Below are 16,449 nucleotides of genomic sequence, written 5' to 3'. Positions count from 1 at the left end.
ATGACCACCACCGCACCGGCCCGTACCCGCATCAAGGTCCCGCACTTCGTCCGCGGCGAGATCGTCTGGGGTGAGGACAGCGAATATCTCTCCCGCGACTTCGGCGTCCCCTTCGTCACCCCGAAACTCGAATACAACGGTCTGTTCGCGCCGCGCTCGGAGGTCGGGCCGGCATTCGACGTGCCGATCTCCGAGATCATCGACTTCCTCGTCGAGACCGCGCAGTACCTGACCCTGGAGAAGAACGAATACCTCCAGGAATCCCTCGAGATGACCGTCCAGGTGAGCGCCCTGCCGCGCCGCATCATCGAGAACACCTTCGCCCGGCCCGGTCAGTTCCTCACCCGGCAGGCCCTCGAATACCGGCTCGAACGCACCTTCGGCGGCCTCGACGTGCTCGACGGCTGGGCCGAGCGCACCGACCCGAACGGCAACGTCAGCCGCGTCCGCGCCTTCCCGCCGCGCCTGGTCCACATGATGGCCGGGAACTCGCCGAGCGCCGCGATGACGACCATCGCCGACGCCGCACTCACCAAGGGCGTCAACCTGTTCAAGATGCCCTCGGCCGACCCGTTCACCACCGTGGCGGTGCTGCGCACCATGGCCGACATCGCCCCCGGCCATCCGGTACTGCGGTCGATGTCCGCCGTGTACTGGCGCGGCGGCGACGAGAAGGTCGAGAACATCCTCTACCGCTCCCAGTACTTCGACAAGCTCGTCGCGTGGGGTGGTGGCTCGGCCATCGAGAACGCCGCGCGCTATGCCGGACCGGGTTTCCAGCTGATCTCCTTCGATCCCAAGGTGTCGATGTCGATCGTCGGCCGCGAGGCCTTCGAATCCGAGGAGGCCCTGCGCGAGGTCGCCGAACTGGCGGCCCTCGATGCGACGATCTTCAACCAGGACGCGTGCCTGGCGGCGCGGCACATCTGCGTCGAGGGCGACGACGACCGGATCGACCGGTTCTGTGCCCTGTTGCACGAACGACTCGGCGTGGACCGCGACTTCGCCGAGGCCGTCGGACCGAAGCCCGACGCCGAGATCCGCGACGCCGTCGAGGGAATGCGCTTCCTCGAACCGGATTACAAGGTGTGGGGCAAGCCCGACGGCAGCGGCCTCGTGGTGCGCTCGCCGGAGATGGTCGACTTCCACCCGACCAACAAGACCGTCAACGTCCTGCCGATCTCGACGCTCGACGAGGCCGCCTCCTACGCCACCGTGGCCACCCAGACCGTCGGTGTCTACCCGTTCCACCGCAAGGCGGAGATCCGCGACCGGCTCGCCACCGCCGGCGTGCAGCGCATCGTCCGACTGGGCAGCGCGCTGAAGGGCAGCATGGGCAGCCCGCACGACGGCATGTACCCGCTGCACCGCTTCGTCAACTGGGTGGTGGACGACGATGCCTGACGGAATCATGGGGCAACGCGTGCTCGGCTCGTCCGGTATCCGCGTGAGCGAATTGTGCCTCGGTGCAATGACCTTCGGCACCGAATGGGGCTTCGGTGCCGACGAGACCGAATCCCGCGCGGTCTACGACGAATACCGCGCGGCCGGAGGCAACTTCGTCGACACCGCGAACAACTACACGAACGGGGCGAGCGAGGAGATGCTCGGCCGGTTCATCGCCTCCGAACGCGACGCGATGGTGGTGAGCACCAAGTACACGCTCCCTACCGACCCGCGCGACGCCAACTCCGGTGGCAGCAACCGGAAGAGTCTGCGCCGGAGTGTGGAGACGAGCCTGCGACGGCTCGGCACCGACTATCTCGACGTGCTCTGGGTCCACGCGTGGGACCGCTGCACACCGGAAGCCGAAACTCTGCGTGCGCTCGACGATCTCGTCCGGGCGGGCACGGTGCTTGCGATCGGGATCTCCAACACCCCGGCGTGGGTGATCTCCCGGTCGAACGCCATCGCCGAGCTGCGTGGCTGGACGTCGTTCTGTGCATTGCAGGTCGAGTACTCCCTCCTGGCCCGTACACCCGAGCGCGAACTGCTGCCGATGGCAGAGCATCTCGGACTCCCGGTGTATGCGTGGAGTCCGCTCGCGCGGGGTGCACTGGCCCGCGACCACACGGACGAATCCCTGGCCGCCCTCACCCTCCGGATGCAACGCATCGTGAAGGTGACGCGGGAGATCGCCGACGAACTCGGCACGTCCAGCGCCCGGGTGGCTCTCGCCTGGGTGCGTCGACAGGGACTGCTGCTGTCGGTCGGTGCCCGCACGGCCGAACAGCTCCGCGACAATCTCGGAGCGTTGTCCCTGCAGTTGAGCGACGACCAGCTCGCGCGGCTGGAGGAGGCCTCGGCGATCTCGGCCGGATATCCGCACGATTTCCTGAGCCAACGGCGGGCCATGTTCGAACCGGACGCTCTGCCGTCGATGGCCGGTGCTCTCCAGAGCACCGGCGGGAGGTGACATCGTGGAGACACTCGATCATTGGATCGACGGGGCGTCGACGGCACCGTCCGGCGGCGACTACCTCGACGTCAGCGATCCCGCGACCGGACGTCCCGTCCGGCGTATCGCCCGAGGCAATGCCATCGACGTCGGTGCGGCCGTGCGCGCCGCCTCCGCGGCCGGACCGCAGTGGTTGCGGATCCCCGCACTCGACCGCGGCCGTCTGCTCGTCGACCTCGCACGCGCGATCCGGGCCGACGCACCGAGGCTCGCCGCACTCGAGGTCAGCGAGACCGGGAAACCCGAGAAGGTCGCGCTGGCCGAGGTGGAGAACTCGGCGACCTACTTCGAGTTCTACGGCGGTCTCGTGGGTATGCCCGTGGGGGAGACCCTCGACATCGCTCCCGACCAGCACGTCTACACGGTGCGGGAGCCCTACGGGGTGATCGGCGTGGTCACTCCGTGGAACCTGCCGCTCAACCAGTCGGCGCGGGCGTGCGCACCGGCGCTCGCGGCGGGGAACACCGTGGTGCTCAAGCCGTCCGAGAACACTTCGGCATCGAGCGTGCGCCTCGCGGAACTCGCGAGTGCGGTGGGCTTCCCACCCGGCGTCCTCGGCGTCGTGCTGGGCACCGGTGGGGAGGCCGGTGCCGCTCTCGTCCACCATCCCGACGTGGCCAAGGTGGCGTTCACCGGATCCGTGCCGACGGGACGGGTCATCGGCGGGATCGCCGCCGACCGGATCGTGCCCGTCACCCTCGAGCTCGGGGGCAAGTCGGCGAACATCGTGTTCGCCGATGCGGATCTCGATGCCGCCGTGGCCGGCGCGGTGCAGGCGTTCACCGCCAACGCCGGACAGGTGTGCTCGGCTGGGACGCGACTGCTCGTGCAGCGGGAGGTGCACGACGAAGTCGTCCGCCGCGTGGTCGACCGCGTGTCGGAACTGCGCGTCGGCGTCGACATCGGTCCGATCATCACCCGGGCCCAGTTCGAGAAGGTGCAGCAGTACTTCGGGATCGCCGAGGCGGAGGGTGTGCGCCTCGAGACGGGCGGAAAGGTCTCCGCCGTGGCCGAGGAGACCGGTGGCTTCTTCGTCGAGCCCACCGTCTACACCGGGGTGGACAACTCGATGCGGATCGCGCGGGAGGAGATCTTCGGACCGGTACTCGTCGTCGTCCCCTTCGACACCGTCGACGACGCGGTGGAGATCGCGAACGACTCCGACTACGGACTCGTCGCCGGGGTGTGGACCCGCGACGTCTCCCGCGCACTCGCCGTGAGCGGGCGCCTACGCACCGGGCAGGTGTTCGTCAACACCTGGTCCACCGGCTCCGTGCAGACCCCTTTCGGGGGATGGAAGAACAGTGGCTACGGACGCGAGAAGGGCGTCGAGGCGCTGCACCACTACGGTCAGGTCAAATGCGTGACCGTCAAGCTCGATTCGTCGCGGATGTGAAAGGGCAACGATGACAACACAGGTCGCGCTCGACGACACCGTGCAGGCGGCACACCGAACGGTCCTCGACTCCGGGCTCGCGGTACGCCGCGAGGTCCTCGGCGACGAGTATGTCGACGCCGCGCTGTCGCGCAACGCCGGCACCGACGGTGAGGGACTGCAGGAGTACGTCAGCGAATTCGTCTGGGGTGGCGTATGGACCCGGGACGGTCTCGAACGCCGCGACCGGTCGCTCGTGACGATCTCGCTGCTGATCGCCCTCGGTCAGCACAACGAACTCGCCACCCACGTCCGTACCGGGATCCGGAACGGATTGTCGCGGAAGGAGATCTCCGAGACGGTGGTGCACGCGACGGCGTATGTCGGATGCCCCGCGGGCATCGCCGCGATGCGCGTCGTGCAGCAGGTCCTCGTCGACGAACTCGGCCCGCTGCAGGCCGACGAGACGACGGAGGAGGACGCATGAGCGAGGTGACTCTCGGGACCGTGGGCCATATCGGTCTCGGCGCGATGGGACGCCCCATCGCCCGGAACTTCGTCCGCGGCGGTCGCAGCCTGATCGTGCGCGACGCCGATCCTGCCGCCCAGCAGCGGTTCGTCGACGAGCACCCCACCGCCGTCGGTGCCGGTGGCACCGAGGACTTCGCCGACTGCGACGTGGTCGTCCTGATGCTGCCCACGAGCGACATCGTCGACTCCGTCGTGCTGTCCGAGGACGGTCTGCTGCAACACCTGCGACCGGGTTCGGTCATCGTCGACATGGGCTCGAGCGTGCCGACCCGCACGCAACGCCTCGCCGAGGTCGCAGCGGAGAAGGGCGTGCGCGTCGTCGACGCTCCCGTGAGCGGCGGTGTCGCGCGCGCCGAACAGGGCACCCTCGCCGTGATGGCCGGTGGCGACGCCGCCGTGGTCGACGGGGTGACGCCGCTGCTGCAGGAGACGGGCAGCGAGATCATCCGGGTCGGTCCCGTCGGATCGGGTCATGCCGCCAAGGCACTGAACAATCTCCTCGCGGCGAACAACGTGCTCGTCGCGGCAGAGGCTTTGCTGGTTGGGAAGAAGTTCGGGATCGACCCGGCGACCCTGCTCTCGGTCTTCAACGCCGGCAGCGGCCGCAACCAGGCGACCGAGACGAAGTACGAGAAGTTCGTGCTCTCGCGCACGTTCGATTCGGGGTTCGCGGCGGCGTTGATGCGCAAGGACGTCGGGATCGCACTCGACCTCGCCCACGATCAGGGGATCAGCCCCGTGCTCGGGGAAGCGATCGGGCAGGTGTGGAACGCCGCCGTCGAAGCACTGGAGCCGGGGGTGGACCAGATGGCGGTGGTGCGCCATCTCGAGCAGGTGTACGGGGTGTCGCTGGGCGGGCAGTAGCTCGCGTCAGCGGGAGGACGACACGTTGTGAGGCACCTTCGAGGAGGGTGCCTCACCCTTTCTGGCACGGGACCGGACGTGGTTGACCGCGAGCGCGGCAAACACGATCACGCTGCCGCACGCCCCGACGGCGAATGCGAGCGTGATGCCACCATCGGTCGGGTGCAGGTCGGCACCCATGTGTGCGGCGAGGACGGCGCCGGACAGGGCGCTGCCGAAGGCACCACCGACGGTGCGGAGGACCTGGTTGAAGCTGACGGCGCTGCCGAGTTCGGTGTCGGCCACGCTGCGTGCGATGAGTGCGGGCATCGCGGCGTAGGTCGTGCCCATGCCGATGCCGAACAGGAACATCCCGACGAGGATCTCCCACAGTCGGTCGTGTTCGAACCACAGCAGGAAGGCCGAGACCGTCATGACCCCGGCACCGAGGGGGAGGAGCGTCGTCAGCCGGATGCGACGCGCGAGTGCACGCACGACACGGTTGGCGCCGAAGCTGCCCACCGACAGCGGGAGCATGACGAAGCCGGCCCAGAACAGCGGCAGGGCGATGCCGTAACCGGTGGAGGTCGGCGACTGTGCGATGAGGCTGCTCACCGACAACCCGATGTACATCGCGGCACCGAGGCCGATGGCGGTGCCGTTGGCAAGCAGCACGTCCTTGTTGCGGACCACCCGCAGGTTCACGAGCGGATTCGGGATGCGCAGTTCGACGAACGCCCACCCGGCCAGCAGAACGGCTGCCGCGAGGAAGCAGGAGAGGGTCCATGCCGAGGACCAGCCCCAGTTCGAGCCTTCGCTGACCGCGACGAGCAGGGCCGCGAGCCCCGCACCGAGAAGGATGGCGCCGAAGGTGTCGAACCTCCTGCGGAGGCCACGCTCGTCCGGTCCGTTCGGAACGATGCGCCACACCACGATCGACGCGGTCACGAGGAAGACGGCGGCGAACGCGAAGGCTGCGCGGAAACCGGCGGCACTGGCCAGGATGCCGGTGAGCGGATAACCGATTCCGAGACCGGTGGAGACGGTGACCGACAGGCTCGAGATACCCACACGCACCTTGTCCTCCGCCAGGTATCGGCGGGCGAGGGCGATGGTCACGGGCACGATGCCGTAGGACAGCCCCTGCAGGGCCCGTCCGATGAGGAAGACGGTGAAGTTCGGGGCGCACGCCGCCAGGGCGGATCCCACCAGGATGGTCGCCAGGGACACCAACAGCAGCCGCTTCTTGTGCGGGCCGTCGCTGAGCCGCCCCATGATCGGGGTGGCGACGGCGCCGACGAGCAGATTGATCGTGAGCATCCACTGTGCGGAGCTGACGGACACCGACAGTTCCTCGGCGATGGTGGGCACGAGCAGCATGCCCAGGGAGCTGACGATCGCGCTGGTCAGCGCCGTGTAGACGAGGGCGGGCAGGAGCAGGGACCGTTCGGTGCGCTTACTCAACGGCCGCACCGCCCGTCAGCTTCCGCAGGAGGGGAATCGCGGCACCGAGCAGTTGTCTCTCGTCGTCGGTCAGCTGATCGGCGATCGCCCGTTCGAGCCACGCGTTGCCGATCGAGCGTTCGTGGGCGAGCCGTTCCCGGCCGGCCTCGGTGAGTTCGATCCACACCCGACGTCGGTCGCGGTCGTCGGGAGTCCGGGTGATGAGGCCCAGGCTCTCGATCTCGCGGACGGCGTTGGCGATCGCCTGCGGGCTGATCTTCGCGGCCGTCGCGAGTTCCGCGGACGTGGCGCGACCGCGGTCGGCGAGGTGGACGAGCACGTCGAGTTTGCCCGTGGAGAGCGTCTTGTGTGCGTTGAGCTGTCTCCACAGCGGCCGCAGGGATTCCCTGAGGGACTGGGCGAGGGTTCCTTCGATCGTGTCCACCCGGCCGAATATACAACCGGGTTTATCAACCTGGTTGATTAATCGGGCGAATCATCCGGTGAGACCTATCACCGGAGCACGGTGCCGCCGTCCACGTTGACCACCTGGCCGTTGATCCACGAGCCGTCGTCGGACATCAGGTAGGCGACCATGCTCGAGATGTCCGCGGCCTCACCGAGCCGGGTGCTGCGCGTGCGCGCGAGCATGCCTGCCAGCAGTTCCGGTGCCGCTCCGTTCCGGATCTCGTCGGTGAGGATCAGTCCCGGGGTCACCGCGTTGGCCCGGACCCCCTCCCGGCCCCATCGCGACGCGACGTGCCGTGCGAGCGCATTGATACCCGCCTTCGTCGCCGAATAGGCCGGACGTTGCGGGTCGCCGGTGAACGAGGCGATGGACGAGGTGTACACGATCGCTCCGCCGCCGCGTTCGAGCAGCTTCGGGACGCTGTGACGGGTGACGAGCATGTGGCCGCGCAGATTCACGGCTACCGTGCGGTCCCAGATCTCGAGGTCGATGTCGACGACGTCGGTGTCCTTCGTGACGGCACCCATGTCGCCGGCATTGATGTGGACGGCGTCGAGCCCGCCGTACGTCTCGACCGTCGTCGCGACGAGCGCCCGCACGGAGTCGTCGTCGGAGATGTCGAACTCGACCGCGACGGCCGTGCCGCCGGTCTCCGTGATGGACGCGGCGGTGCTCTGCGCACCGGCGTGGTTCAGGTCGCCGACCACCACCCGGGCGCCCTCACGGGCGAGGCGACGGGCGGAATCGGCGCCGAGACCCGTTGCGGCACCGGCGACCAGGACGACCTTGTCCTTCAGACCTTCCACGACATGACCTTTCGTTCGATCGGAACAGTGCGGATCGGAGCAGTGCGGATCGAGCCGGGGGACGGCGCGGACGGCGTCCCGTGCAGTGGAGCAGGACCACCACCCGGGACGCCTCGCCGGACCGCCTACCGGGTGTGTGCGTCGATGGCCGTGTCGAGGACCCCGAGGTCTCCTCCGAGCTCCGACACGGCGGCCCGCACCACCGCCACGTCCTTGGTGAGGAATTCACCCACGGCACTGCGGAATTCCGACACCGATCCGCGCATCGCGATGTTCCCCATGACCTTGCACGACGAACTGCCGTGGGGGAGGGCGGAGAACAGTGCCGCTTCGTCGACCCCGAGCTGCCGGCCGAGTTCCGCCGCTTCGGCGAGCAACCCGATCTCGGCCGCGAACAGGGCGTTGTTGACCAGCTTCACCTTCTGCCCGCTGCCGGGCGCGCCGACGTGCAGGACGGGATCGCCGTAGCTCTTCAGCACGGGCGTCACGGCGGCGACGGCCTCGTCCGCTCCGCCGAGGAACAGCGTCAATGCACCGGCGGCGATGTCGTGCGGGCCACCGCTCACGGCGGCGTCGATCACCGCGACCCCGAACGGCTCGGCCGCAGAGGCCAGGGTCTCCACGGTGCGCGGGCTGATCGTGGTGTGGACCACGAGGGTCGAACCCTTCGGCATACGCTCCAGCACGCCGTCGTCGAGGCACACCCGGCGTACCTGCTCGTCGGTGAACACGCAGACGACGACGAGCTCGGCGTCGGTGCCGACAGCGGTGATGCCACCGACCGCGGTCGCGCCGGTCTTCTCCACGGCCGCCCGGGCGTCGTCGTGCCGCGCGAGCACGTGCACGTCGTGTCCGTCGGCGACCAGACGCTCGACCATCGGCAGCCCCATACGTCCGGCGCCGACGAAGTGCACGCGGCTCATCGCGGGTGTCCCATCTGTTCGAGGCTCGCATCGGCGGTGGTGAAGGTGATGCCCTCCGTGGCCCCGGCCGCTGCGGCCAGACCGGCCACGAGGCTCACGTCCTTCTTCAGCAACTCGCCGGCGTGGCCGCCTATCCGGGCGAGGCTGCCCCCGGCGGACACGACGCGTCCGAGCGCGAAGCTGTTCGCCGAACCGTGTGAGACGACCTCACCGAGGCGGGCGGGATCGACGCCGAGTTCCGCGCCGAGCGCCAGGGTGTTCTCGGCGAGCGCCAGGTTCGCCGTGAACAACAGGTTGTTGAGGAGCTTGGAGACCAGGCCCGCTCCGAGGTCCCCGAGGTGCACCACCGGATCGCCGTAGGTGGAGAACACCGGCCGACACCGCTCCACGACGTCGCTCTCACCACCGACCATGACGAGCAGAGTGCCTGCGGCGGCCCCCATTCCGCCTCCGCTGACCGGCGCGTCGACGAGCGAGACGCCTCGTTCGCGTGCAGCTGCGGCGAGTTCGCGGCAGGTGTCCGGATGGATCGTGCTGTGTACCGCGATGATGCCGCCCTCGTTCATGCCTTCGAGGACACCGTTCTCACCCGTGATCACCTGGCGCACGTCGTCGTCGTTCACCACGCACAGGCAGACGAGGTCGCTGACCGCACCGAGCTCGGCGGGTGACTCCGCGTACTTCGCGGCCGTATCGGCGTAGGGATCAAGGGATTCCGGACGACGGGCCCAGAGCGTCGTCTCGTATCCCGACTCGACGATCCGGCGGGCCATCGGCCCACCCTGGCTTCCGAGTCCGATGAATCCGACACGCATCACAGTGCCTCCGATCGGGGGTGGGACGTCATAAGGCCGGTACCTCCTGGTGCGCGATGCACTCGTCGACGAATGCGAACACCGTCCGGTGGTAGGCCGGCCCGGCGTAACCGATGCTGAGATTGTGTCCACCGCCGGGATGGAGGTGCAGGGTCACGCCCGGCGCTGCCGTGAACAGCGCAGCGACGTCCTCGAGCGCCTGCGGATCGTTGCGCCAGACCTTCTCGTGTTCGGCGGCGGTGAAGTGCACGGGCACGCGGACCTGCGCGGCGAGGGCGGGGAAGTCGACGGTCGGCCAGCCGGCCGTCACGTCGGCCTCGTAGTCGGGAGTGCGTGCGGCGATCACGGCGCCACCGACGATGTCGGGTGGGTAGAGCTCGGCGGGTGTCCACAGCAGTTCGCCGACACCGCGGGCGTTCGCGTACCGCTCGCGCGTACCGAGGATGCCGGCGGCCAGAGCATGGTGTTCGCGGCCCGTGCCGGAGAGCTCGATGCCGAGTACCTCGTCGTGCCGGTTCTCGACGGCCATGCGTGTCGTCAGTTCGCTTCCGACCGAGTGCCCCCACAGGAACAGACCGGCGCCGCGGGGTGCTGTGCCGAGCAGCGCGTCGACGGTGCGGTAGGCCAGATCGACGCGGCGTTCGGGGTCGCCGAGCTCGTCGCGGTGCGGCCGCGACTCGCCGTAACCGGGGCGATCCGGGGCGATCACAGTGAATCCGTGCGCCACGGCCTCGCGCATCATCGACAGTTCGGGATGGTCGGGGCAGTCCCAGTAGGCCGCGCGGGCGGCACCGCCGTGCAGTGCCACGATCACGGCGCGCGGCTCGGGTGCCTCGGCGACCAGCGCCGACATCGGGATGCCCTCGACATCGACGACGCGGGCTACGGGTGAGACGTCTCCCGCGCCGCCGACGTGAGCCTCCTCGATCGGTGAGGACTGTGCGCGGACGGTGCTCATGAGTCGCTCCGCAGCAGCATCGCGCTGCCGGGAGTGAGTCCGCCACTGCTGACCACGGCCACGCGGGCGTCGCGCACCTGGCGATCTCCTGCGGTGCCGCGCAGCTGCGTGACCGCCTCGTGCACGAGACCCATGCCGTGAGTGCGTCCGTGCGAGAGCTGGCCGCCGTGGGTGTTGAGGGGGAGGACGCCGTCGCGTGCGATGTTCTTCCCGCCGTCGAGGAAGTCCTTCGCCTCGCCGATCCCGCAGAAGCCGAGTGCCTCGATCCACGACAGGGCGTTGAAGGTGAAGCCGTCGTAGAGCTGGGCGACGTCGACGTCCTCGGGTCGCAGCGACGTGCGGGTCCACAGGTGCGCGGCCGGGCCGAGGACCTGCGGTTCGTGGGCGAGGGTGCTCTGGTCCCACTCGATGCGTTCGACGACCTGGGTGCCGACGGCCTCCACGCGGATCGCCGGGCCGGGCAGGTCCTTCACGGTGTCGACGGCGGAGACGATCACCGCCACAGCGCCGTCGCAGGGCACGTCGCAGTCGTACAGGCCGAACGGCGTGGTGACCGGTCGCGCCGACAGGTAGTCGTCCATCGTCAGCGGGTCGCGGTAGATCGCGCCGGGATTGAGGGCGGCGTTCGCGCGTTGGTTGAGCGCGATCCAGCCGAGCGTCTCGCGGGTGGTGCCGTAGCGGTGGAAGTGCCGCTGGGCGTTCTGGGCGAGGGTGTGAGCGGCGGAGACACCACCGAAGGGCACCATCCAGCTGGGGGTCCGTCCGCCGGGCGGCGTGATCTGCCCGGCCTTGACGAGTTCGTTGTAACTCGATTCCCACAGGGTGCGGTAGCAGAGCACGTGCCGGGCGAGACCGCTCGCGACGGCGAGCATCGCGGCGATCACCGAGCCGCTGGGCCCGGGGGTCTCGATGCCGCCGTTGAACCAGGTGGGGCGCAGTCCGAGAGCGGATTCGACGGCGGCGACACCGCCTTCACCGAAACCGATGATCGGGCCGGCACCGGGATAGGTCGACAGGCCGTCGATGTCGTCCATCGTCAGTCCGGCGTCGGCGACGGCACGTTCGCACGCCTGCACGGTGAGGGAGACGGGATCGACCATGAGGCGGCGCCCGATGTCGGACATGCCGATACCGGTGATGGCGACCTTGTCCTCGAACTTGTCCGGGCTCGCGGGCGGACGGATGTGGAAGCGGATCTGCTCGGGTTCGATCTCGTCCACGGGCAGCGGAGCAGGTGTGCCCTGTTCCGCTGCCGGGCGGAAGAGCGGCAGCCAGACGTCGCCGTCCCGATGGAAGACGACCTCCATGCGCATGCCGAGTTCGAGCTGTTCGGCATCGCATTCGACCACGTTGGTGGTCAGGCGCACCCGCGAATCCTCCTCGAGTGCGACCTGCGCGATGACGAACGGAGGGGGAAGGCCGGGCAGCCCGAAACGGTGGTTGACGGTGAACCCGATGAGTGTCGCGTATCCGGAGACCACGCGCACACCCATCTTCTTCTCCCGGCAGTACCGGCAGACCGGTTGCGGCGGATGGATGAGAGCCGAGCACGACTCGCATTCCTGGATCCGCAACCGGCCGTCCTCGCCGGAGGTCCAGAAGAACTTGTTCTGCAGGGTCAACTGGGGGAGGGGGCGTCCCGACGCCTTCGCAGAGGCGTCGCCCGTCTCCCGTTCGACCACTGTCGTCTCAGCCACCGATACCGGCCTTCCTCACTCCTGGTTACGTCCGAGCGGTGTTACCTGGCAGCCGTGATGGGTGCCGCGAGTTCCTGCTCGTCGATCTGGACCTGCAGCTTCTCCAGCGTTTCGTCGAGGCCGGCGCCGAGGCGCTTGCCCGGTGTGAACGTCGCCGGGAGGTGCCGCATGCCCTGGATGACGCCGATGGAGTCGTAGTGCACCGTCGTCTCCGGATCGCACGTGTAGTCGGGCATCCGGTCGAGCACGGCGAGCAGCATCCGCTTGAACACCGTGCGCGCCAGGTTCGATCCGATGCACCGGTGGACACCCAGACCGAAGCTGAAGTGACGGTTGCCCTTCCGCTCGAGATCGATCGAGTTCGGGTCGTCGAACAGAGCGGGATCGCGGTTGGCCATCGCCCACGACAGCCACAGACGCTCACCCTCCTTGAACTGCGTGCCCTTGAACTCGCAGTCGGTGGAGAAGGTACGACCGTCACCCGGCGAGGGGGTGAAGTACCGCAGGAACTCCTCGGTGGCGCTGTCGAGCAGGCTGTCGCGTTCCTGGCTGAGACGCTCGCGCTCGTCGGGATTCTGGCTGAGCCATTCGAGGGCGTGCGAGGTCAGTGCCGTGGTGGTGTCGAATCCGCCACCGATCAGCAGGCTCAGGATGCCGAGAAGCTCCATGTCGTCGGGCTTCTCGCCGAGCACCTCGACGTCGGCGATCGCGTTGATCAGGCCGGGACGCGGCTTCTCGCGGATCTCGAACAGGTTCGTGATCAGGTCGATGCCCATGTTGCGGTGCAGTTCGCTGACGCGGGCGACGTCCGGCGAGTCCGGCGGGGTGTAGATCGCGGCGTGGACCGGCTCGCAGTACACCTCCCACTTCTTGATCGGGACACCGAGCATGGCCAGGGTGATGACGGCCGGCACGATGTTCGCGAGATCGTCGACGAAGTCGATCCGTCCGCTCTCGATCTTCTCGTCGAGGCTCGCGCGCACGACCTCGTCGATGACGGGGATCCACTTCTTGATCGCCGCGGGGGAGAGGTAGGGGTTGAGCAGGGCGCGGAACTCCCGATGCTCGGGGTCGTCCATTTCGAGGATTCCACCGCGCACGCCGGAGGCGCGCTCGGCCGTCGGAATCATGATGCCCTTGTAGCCTTTTCGGACACCCTTGATGTCGTGGTCGTTGGAGACGTTCGGGGACCGGACGAGGTTGAACACCTCGTCGCTGCCCGCGGCGACCCAGTGGCCGCCGTGGGTGTCCGACCAGGCCATCGGGCATTTGGACTGCATCTCTTCCGTGATCGGAAGGAAGTTGTCGCGGTAGTCGGGTGCGTGCCGGTCGAACTGGTAGACCGGAGTGCGGTGGGATGTGTCGGCAACGACGTCGTCGACGCTCATGACTGTCCTCTCTGACGCTTCGATCGGGGCTGTCGAAACGCTGGTGGTCAGGAGATCTCGATGGCCTGCTCGGGGCAGGACCGGGCTGCTTCGCGCACGTTCTCCTCGAGATGCGCGGGCACGTCCTCCACGACGGCGGTCGCGTGGCCGTCGATGTCGCTCAGTTCGAATACTTCTGGTGCGGCCATGGCACACAGGGTGTGGCCCTGGCAGCGGTCGGGGTCGACTCTGACCTTCACGATGTTCCTCCCGGTCGATGATGTGTACTGGTCCGGTCCGGCAACGTTCTGCCGCGTGCGGGGGTCGCCCGCCACGATCGAACGGTCAGATGTGGTAGTCGTACCACTTGAGGTAGCCGCCACCGTCGACGCGCATCTGCATGCCGGTCACGTAGCGCGATTCGTCGGACGCGAGGAAGAGCACCATGTTGCTCGAGTCCTCGGGCTCGATGTACGGGATCGGCATGGCCTGCTGCACACCGAAGGCGGGCTCCGCGTCCTCACGCCGGGGGTGCTCGAGGTCGGGGCGGAAGGAGCGGTACATCGGTTCGCTCTGCAGCATGTCGGTGTTGCAGTTGGTCGGGTGCAGAACGTTCGCGCGGATCATGCGCGGCGCGAGATGGGTTGCGAGCGTGTCGATGAACTGGGACAGGGCCCGCTTGGAGAACACGTAGGCGACGCCACCGAGATCCTTGCCGGGCTGGTCGACCTTCGACACGTCCATCAGTGCCGCGGTGGAACCGGTGGCGATGATGGAGGCGCCTGCCTTCAGGTGCGGCAGGGCGGCGTGGACGGCGTTCATCGTGCCCACGAGGTTGGTGTTGACGACGTCGGTCCAGGCCTGGGTCTGGGGCTCGCCCTTCATGCCGGCGACACCGGCCTGCGCGACGACGACGTCGAGCTTGCCGAACTCGGCAATGCCCTGCGCCACAGCGTCTTCCATCTGGGCTGCGTCGCGGACGTCGGCCTGGATCGCGACGATCCGGCGGCCTTCCTTCTCGACGAGCCTCACGGTTTCCTCGAGGTCCTCCGGCGTGGCCATGGAGTACCCCATCGAGTCGATGTCCGTGCAGATGTCGACAGCGATGATGTCGGCGCCCTCGGACGCGAGCTTGACCGCGTGGCTGCGGCCCTGGCCGCGCGCCGCACCGGTGACGAACGCGACCTTGCCTTCGACACGTCCCACTGGATTGTCCTTTCGATCGGGTTTCGGCGGAGAGGGTGGATCAGGTGTTGCGTCCGCCGTTGACCCCGAGGATCTGGCCGGTGATGTATCCGGCCTCCTCGGAGATCAGGAAGGAGCAGGCGGCGGCGATGTCCTCGGGTTGTCCGACTCGGCGGACGGGGGTGCGCTGGACGTGTTCCTCGATGGTGCCGCCGAGCAGGCCCTTCTCGGCGGAGCGGTGCAGCATGGGAGTCTCGACGAATCCGGGGGGTACGGCGTTGACGGTGATGCCGGACGGACCATATTCCAGCGCAAGTGATTTGGTGAGTCCGTTGACGCCGGCCTTGGACGAGACGTAGGCGGTCATGAACTGCTGACCCGACTGCGCGCTCGACGACGAGATGTTGACGATGCGTCCCCAGCCGGCCTCGAGCATGTCGGGCAGGGCGGCCTGCACGCAGTGGAAGACGCCGCCGAGGTTGACGTCGACGACCTTCTGCCAGGTCGCGTAGTCGATGTTGTGGAAGCGCTTGTAGAGCTCGAGTCCCGCGCCGTTGACGAGAATCGTGACGGGGCCGAGCTGTTCGCGGATCCGGGCGAAGGCGTCGTCGACCTGTGCGCGGTCGGAGACGTCGACCTTGTACTCGAGCTCCTCACCGGAGGGGTTGAGATCGAGCACCGCGACCTGGTGGCCGTCCTTGCGCAGGCGTTCGGCGATCGCCTTGCCGATTCCGGAGCTTCCGCCCGTGACGACCGCTGTCTTCACTGCCACGGTTCGTCACCGACGATCGTGGTGCGGCGCATGAGGCGCTCGGACGACGGGTCGTAGGGCAGTGCCCGGTGCAGCATGCCGGTGTTGTCCCAGACGACGAGGTCGCCGACCTGCCATTCGTGGGAGTAGCAGAAGCGTTCCTGCGTGGTCCACGCGAGCAGCTCGTCGAGGAGTTCGCGGCTCTCCTCGGGGCGCATGCCGACGATGTGATCGGCCGTGGCGCCGATGACGAGGGAGCGTCGTCCGTCGCGGCGCTCCCAGACGAGGGAGGACTCGCGGGGCGGCAGCGCACGCCAGCGTGCGACCTGCTCCTCGGTGGGGTCGGGGTAGACCAGACGCTGGGCGGCCTCGAAGCTGTGGACGACGCGCAGGCCTTCGTACCGCTTCTTCTCGTGGTCGGGAAGATTCTCGTAGGCGGCGTAGGTGCTGGCGAACTCCGTTCCGCCACCGACCATTGCGACGTGGCGGGCGGTGAGTGTGGTGGCCTTCGCCGGCACCTCGTTGGTGGTGTCGTCGATGTGCCAGTGGAACGTGCCCTTGAGGTATTCGGCCGTCGGCGTCTTGGCGGGGTCGAGCGAGACGGTGAAGATCTCTTCGCCCGGGACAGGCATGACGACCTTGCCGAGCTTGCGACTGAAGGCGACCTGGGCCTCGTCGTCGAGGTGGATACCGCGCACGAGAAGTACGCCACGCCATTTGAGTGCCTCGAGCAGCTGGGCGACCACACGCTCGTCGTCGAGGCTGTCCAGGCCGGTGACTTCCACACCGAGTGACGGGCTGAGGGCTGTAGTGCTGATCACAAGAATC

General features: G+C 68.1%; 17 protein-coding genes. 5 read left to right on the top strand and 12 right to left on the bottom strand.

From position 1 onward, the window contains the following. Genes U9J23_RS21205 through U9J23_RS21185 form a run of 5 tightly spaced genes read left to right on the top strand, consistent with a single transcriptional unit; the run spans position 1 to position 5,228 of the window. Positions 1-1,404 carry an acyl-CoA reductase gene (locus U9J23_RS21205; protein WP_085470194.1) on the top strand — a complete coding sequence of 468 codons (1,404 nt, stop codon included), beginning with the start codon at positions 1-3 and terminating at the stop codon, positions 1,402-1,404. Next, positions 1,397-2,416 carry an aldo/keto reductase gene (locus U9J23_RS21200; RefSeq protein ID WP_059384050.1) on the top strand — a complete coding sequence of 340 codons (1,020 nt, stop codon included), beginning with the start codon at positions 1,397-1,399 and terminating at the stop codon, positions 2,414-2,416. Before U9J23_RS21205 ends, U9J23_RS21200 begins: the two co-directional genes overlap by 8 nt. Position 2,417: 1 nt before the next feature. Continuing rightward, complete coding sequence (locus tag U9J23_RS21195; RefSeq protein ID WP_370670872.1) at positions 2,418-3,854, top strand: aldehyde dehydrogenase family protein; 1,437 nt, start codon at positions 2,418-2,420, stop codon at positions 3,852-3,854. Between the two features lie 10 nt (positions 3,855-3,864). Continuing rightward, a complete protein-coding gene (locus U9J23_RS21190) occupies positions 3,865-4,320 on the top strand; it encodes a carboxymuconolactone decarboxylase family protein (RefSeq protein WP_085470193.1) in 456 nt (151 codons plus the stop codon). Next, on the top strand, positions 4,317-5,228 hold the full coding sequence (locus tag U9J23_RS21185; RefSeq protein ID WP_194699488.1) for an NAD(P)-dependent oxidoreductase: 912 nt from the start codon (positions 4,317-4,319) through the stop codon (positions 5,226-5,228). Before U9J23_RS21190 ends, U9J23_RS21185 begins: the two co-directional genes overlap by 4 nt. A 6-nt stretch (positions 5,229-5,234) precedes the next feature. On the opposite strand, the gene U9J23_RS21180 is transcribed toward U9J23_RS21185, so the two are convergent. From U9J23_RS21180 to U9J23_RS21125, 12 genes are all read right to left on the bottom strand, one after another. Then, a complete protein-coding gene (locus tag U9J23_RS21180; RefSeq protein ID WP_059384052.1) occupies positions 5,235-6,680 on the bottom strand; it encodes an MFS transporter in 1,446 nt (481 codons plus the stop codon). Further along, a complete protein-coding gene (locus tag U9J23_RS21175; RefSeq protein ID WP_016692307.1) occupies positions 6,664-7,095 on the bottom strand; it encodes a MarR family winged helix-turn-helix transcriptional regulator in 432 nt (143 codons plus the stop codon). The genes U9J23_RS21180 and U9J23_RS21175 overlap by 17 nt, the downstream gene beginning before the upstream one ends. A 68-nt stretch (positions 7,096-7,163) precedes the next feature. After that, positions 7,164-7,925 (bottom strand): SDR family NAD(P)-dependent oxidoreductase, encoded by a 762-nt coding sequence (locus U9J23_RS21170; RefSeq protein WP_059384053.1) that lies wholly within the window; start codon positions 7,923-7,925, stop codon positions 7,164-7,166. Positions 7,926-8,050: 125 nt separating this feature from the next. Continuing rightward, positions 8,051-8,848, bottom strand: a complete 798-nt coding sequence (locus U9J23_RS21165) for an NAD(P)-dependent oxidoreductase (protein ID WP_326600258.1) — start codon at positions 8,846-8,848, stop codon at positions 8,051-8,053. Beyond that, positions 8,845-9,663 carry an NAD(P)-dependent oxidoreductase gene (locus U9J23_RS21160; RefSeq protein WP_059384055.1) on the bottom strand — a complete coding sequence of 273 codons (819 nt, stop codon included), beginning with the start codon at positions 9,661-9,663 and terminating at the stop codon, positions 8,845-8,847. The genes U9J23_RS21165 and U9J23_RS21160 overlap by 4 nt, the downstream gene beginning before the upstream one ends. A 28-nt stretch (positions 9,664-9,691) precedes the next feature. After that, a complete protein-coding gene (locus U9J23_RS21155; protein WP_059384056.1) occupies positions 9,692-10,621 on the bottom strand; it encodes an alpha/beta hydrolase in 930 nt (309 codons plus the stop codon). After that, a complete protein-coding gene (locus tag U9J23_RS21150; RefSeq protein WP_059384057.1) occupies positions 10,618-12,303 on the bottom strand; it encodes a thiolase C-terminal domain-containing protein in 1,686 nt (561 codons plus the stop codon). The genes U9J23_RS21155 and U9J23_RS21150 overlap by 4 nt, the downstream gene beginning before the upstream one ends. A gap of 56 nt (positions 12,304-12,359) precedes the next feature. Continuing rightward, positions 12,360-13,706, bottom strand: a complete 1,347-nt coding sequence (locus tag U9J23_RS21145; RefSeq protein ID WP_326600254.1) for a cytochrome P450 — start codon at positions 13,704-13,706, stop codon at positions 12,360-12,362. Between the two features lie 47 nt (positions 13,707-13,753). Further along, complete coding sequence (locus U9J23_RS21140; RefSeq protein WP_016692314.1) at positions 13,754-13,945, bottom strand: ferredoxin; 192 nt, start codon at positions 13,943-13,945, stop codon at positions 13,754-13,756. A gap of 85 nt (positions 13,946-14,030) precedes the next feature. After that, on the bottom strand, positions 14,031-14,891 hold the full coding sequence (locus U9J23_RS21135) for a mycofactocin-coupled SDR family oxidoreductase (RefSeq protein WP_059384059.1): 861 nt from the start codon (positions 14,889-14,891) through the stop codon (positions 14,031-14,033). 40 nt (positions 14,892-14,931) lie between these two features. Further along, on the bottom strand, positions 14,932-15,636 hold the full coding sequence (locus U9J23_RS21130; RefSeq protein WP_016692316.1) for an SDR family NAD(P)-dependent oxidoreductase: 705 nt from the start codon (positions 15,634-15,636) through the stop codon (positions 14,932-14,934). Continuing rightward, a complete protein-coding gene (locus U9J23_RS21125) occupies positions 15,633-16,442 on the bottom strand; it encodes a TauD/TfdA dioxygenase family protein (protein ID WP_059384060.1) in 810 nt (269 codons plus the stop codon). Before U9J23_RS21125 ends, U9J23_RS21130 begins: the two co-directional genes overlap by 4 nt. Between the last annotated feature and the right edge of the window lie 7 nt (positions 16,443-16,449).

Source organism: Rhodococcus sp. PD04, from assembly GCF_035918275.1.
GTDB classification, from domain to species: domain Bacteria; phylum Actinomycetota; class Actinomycetes; order Mycobacteriales; family Mycobacteriaceae; genus Rhodococcus; species Rhodococcus rhodochrous.
Note: the sequence above shows the minus strand (reverse complement) of the source record. Positions and strands in the feature narration are given on the sequence as shown.

What these genes read in the sequence shown, in the direction of transcription:
- U9J23_RS21205 (WP_085470194.1), top strand. Translation starts at nt 1, where the DNA reads ATGACCACCACCGCACCGGCCCGTACCCGCATCAAGGTCCCGCACTTC.
- U9J23_RS21200 (WP_059384050.1), top strand. Translation starts at nt 1,397, where the DNA reads ATGCCTGACGGAATCATGGGGCAACGCGTGCTCGGCTCGTCCGGTATC.
- U9J23_RS21190 (WP_085470193.1), top strand. Translation starts at nt 3,865, where the DNA reads ATGACAACACAGGTCGCGCTCGACGACACCGTGCAGGCGGCACACCGA.
- U9J23_RS21185 (WP_194699488.1), top strand. Translation starts at nt 4,317, where the DNA reads ATGAGCGAGGTGACTCTCGGGACCGTGGGCCATATCGGTCTCGGCGCG.
- U9J23_RS21165 (WP_326600258.1), bottom strand. Translation starts at nt 8,848, where the DNA reads ATGAGCCGCGTGCACTTCGTCGGCGCCGGACGTATGGGGCTGCCGATG.
- U9J23_RS21160 (WP_059384055.1), bottom strand. Translation starts at nt 9,663, where the DNA reads ATGCGTGTCGGATTCATCGGACTCGGAAGCCAGGGTGGGCCGATGGCC.
- U9J23_RS21155 (WP_059384056.1), bottom strand. Translation starts at nt 10,621, where the DNA reads ATGAGCACCGTCCGCGCACAGTCCTCACCGATCGAGGAGGCTCACGTC.
- U9J23_RS21145 (WP_326600254.1), bottom strand. Translation starts at nt 13,706, where the DNA reads ATGAGCGTCGACGACGTCGTTGCCGACACATCCCACCGCACTCCGGTC.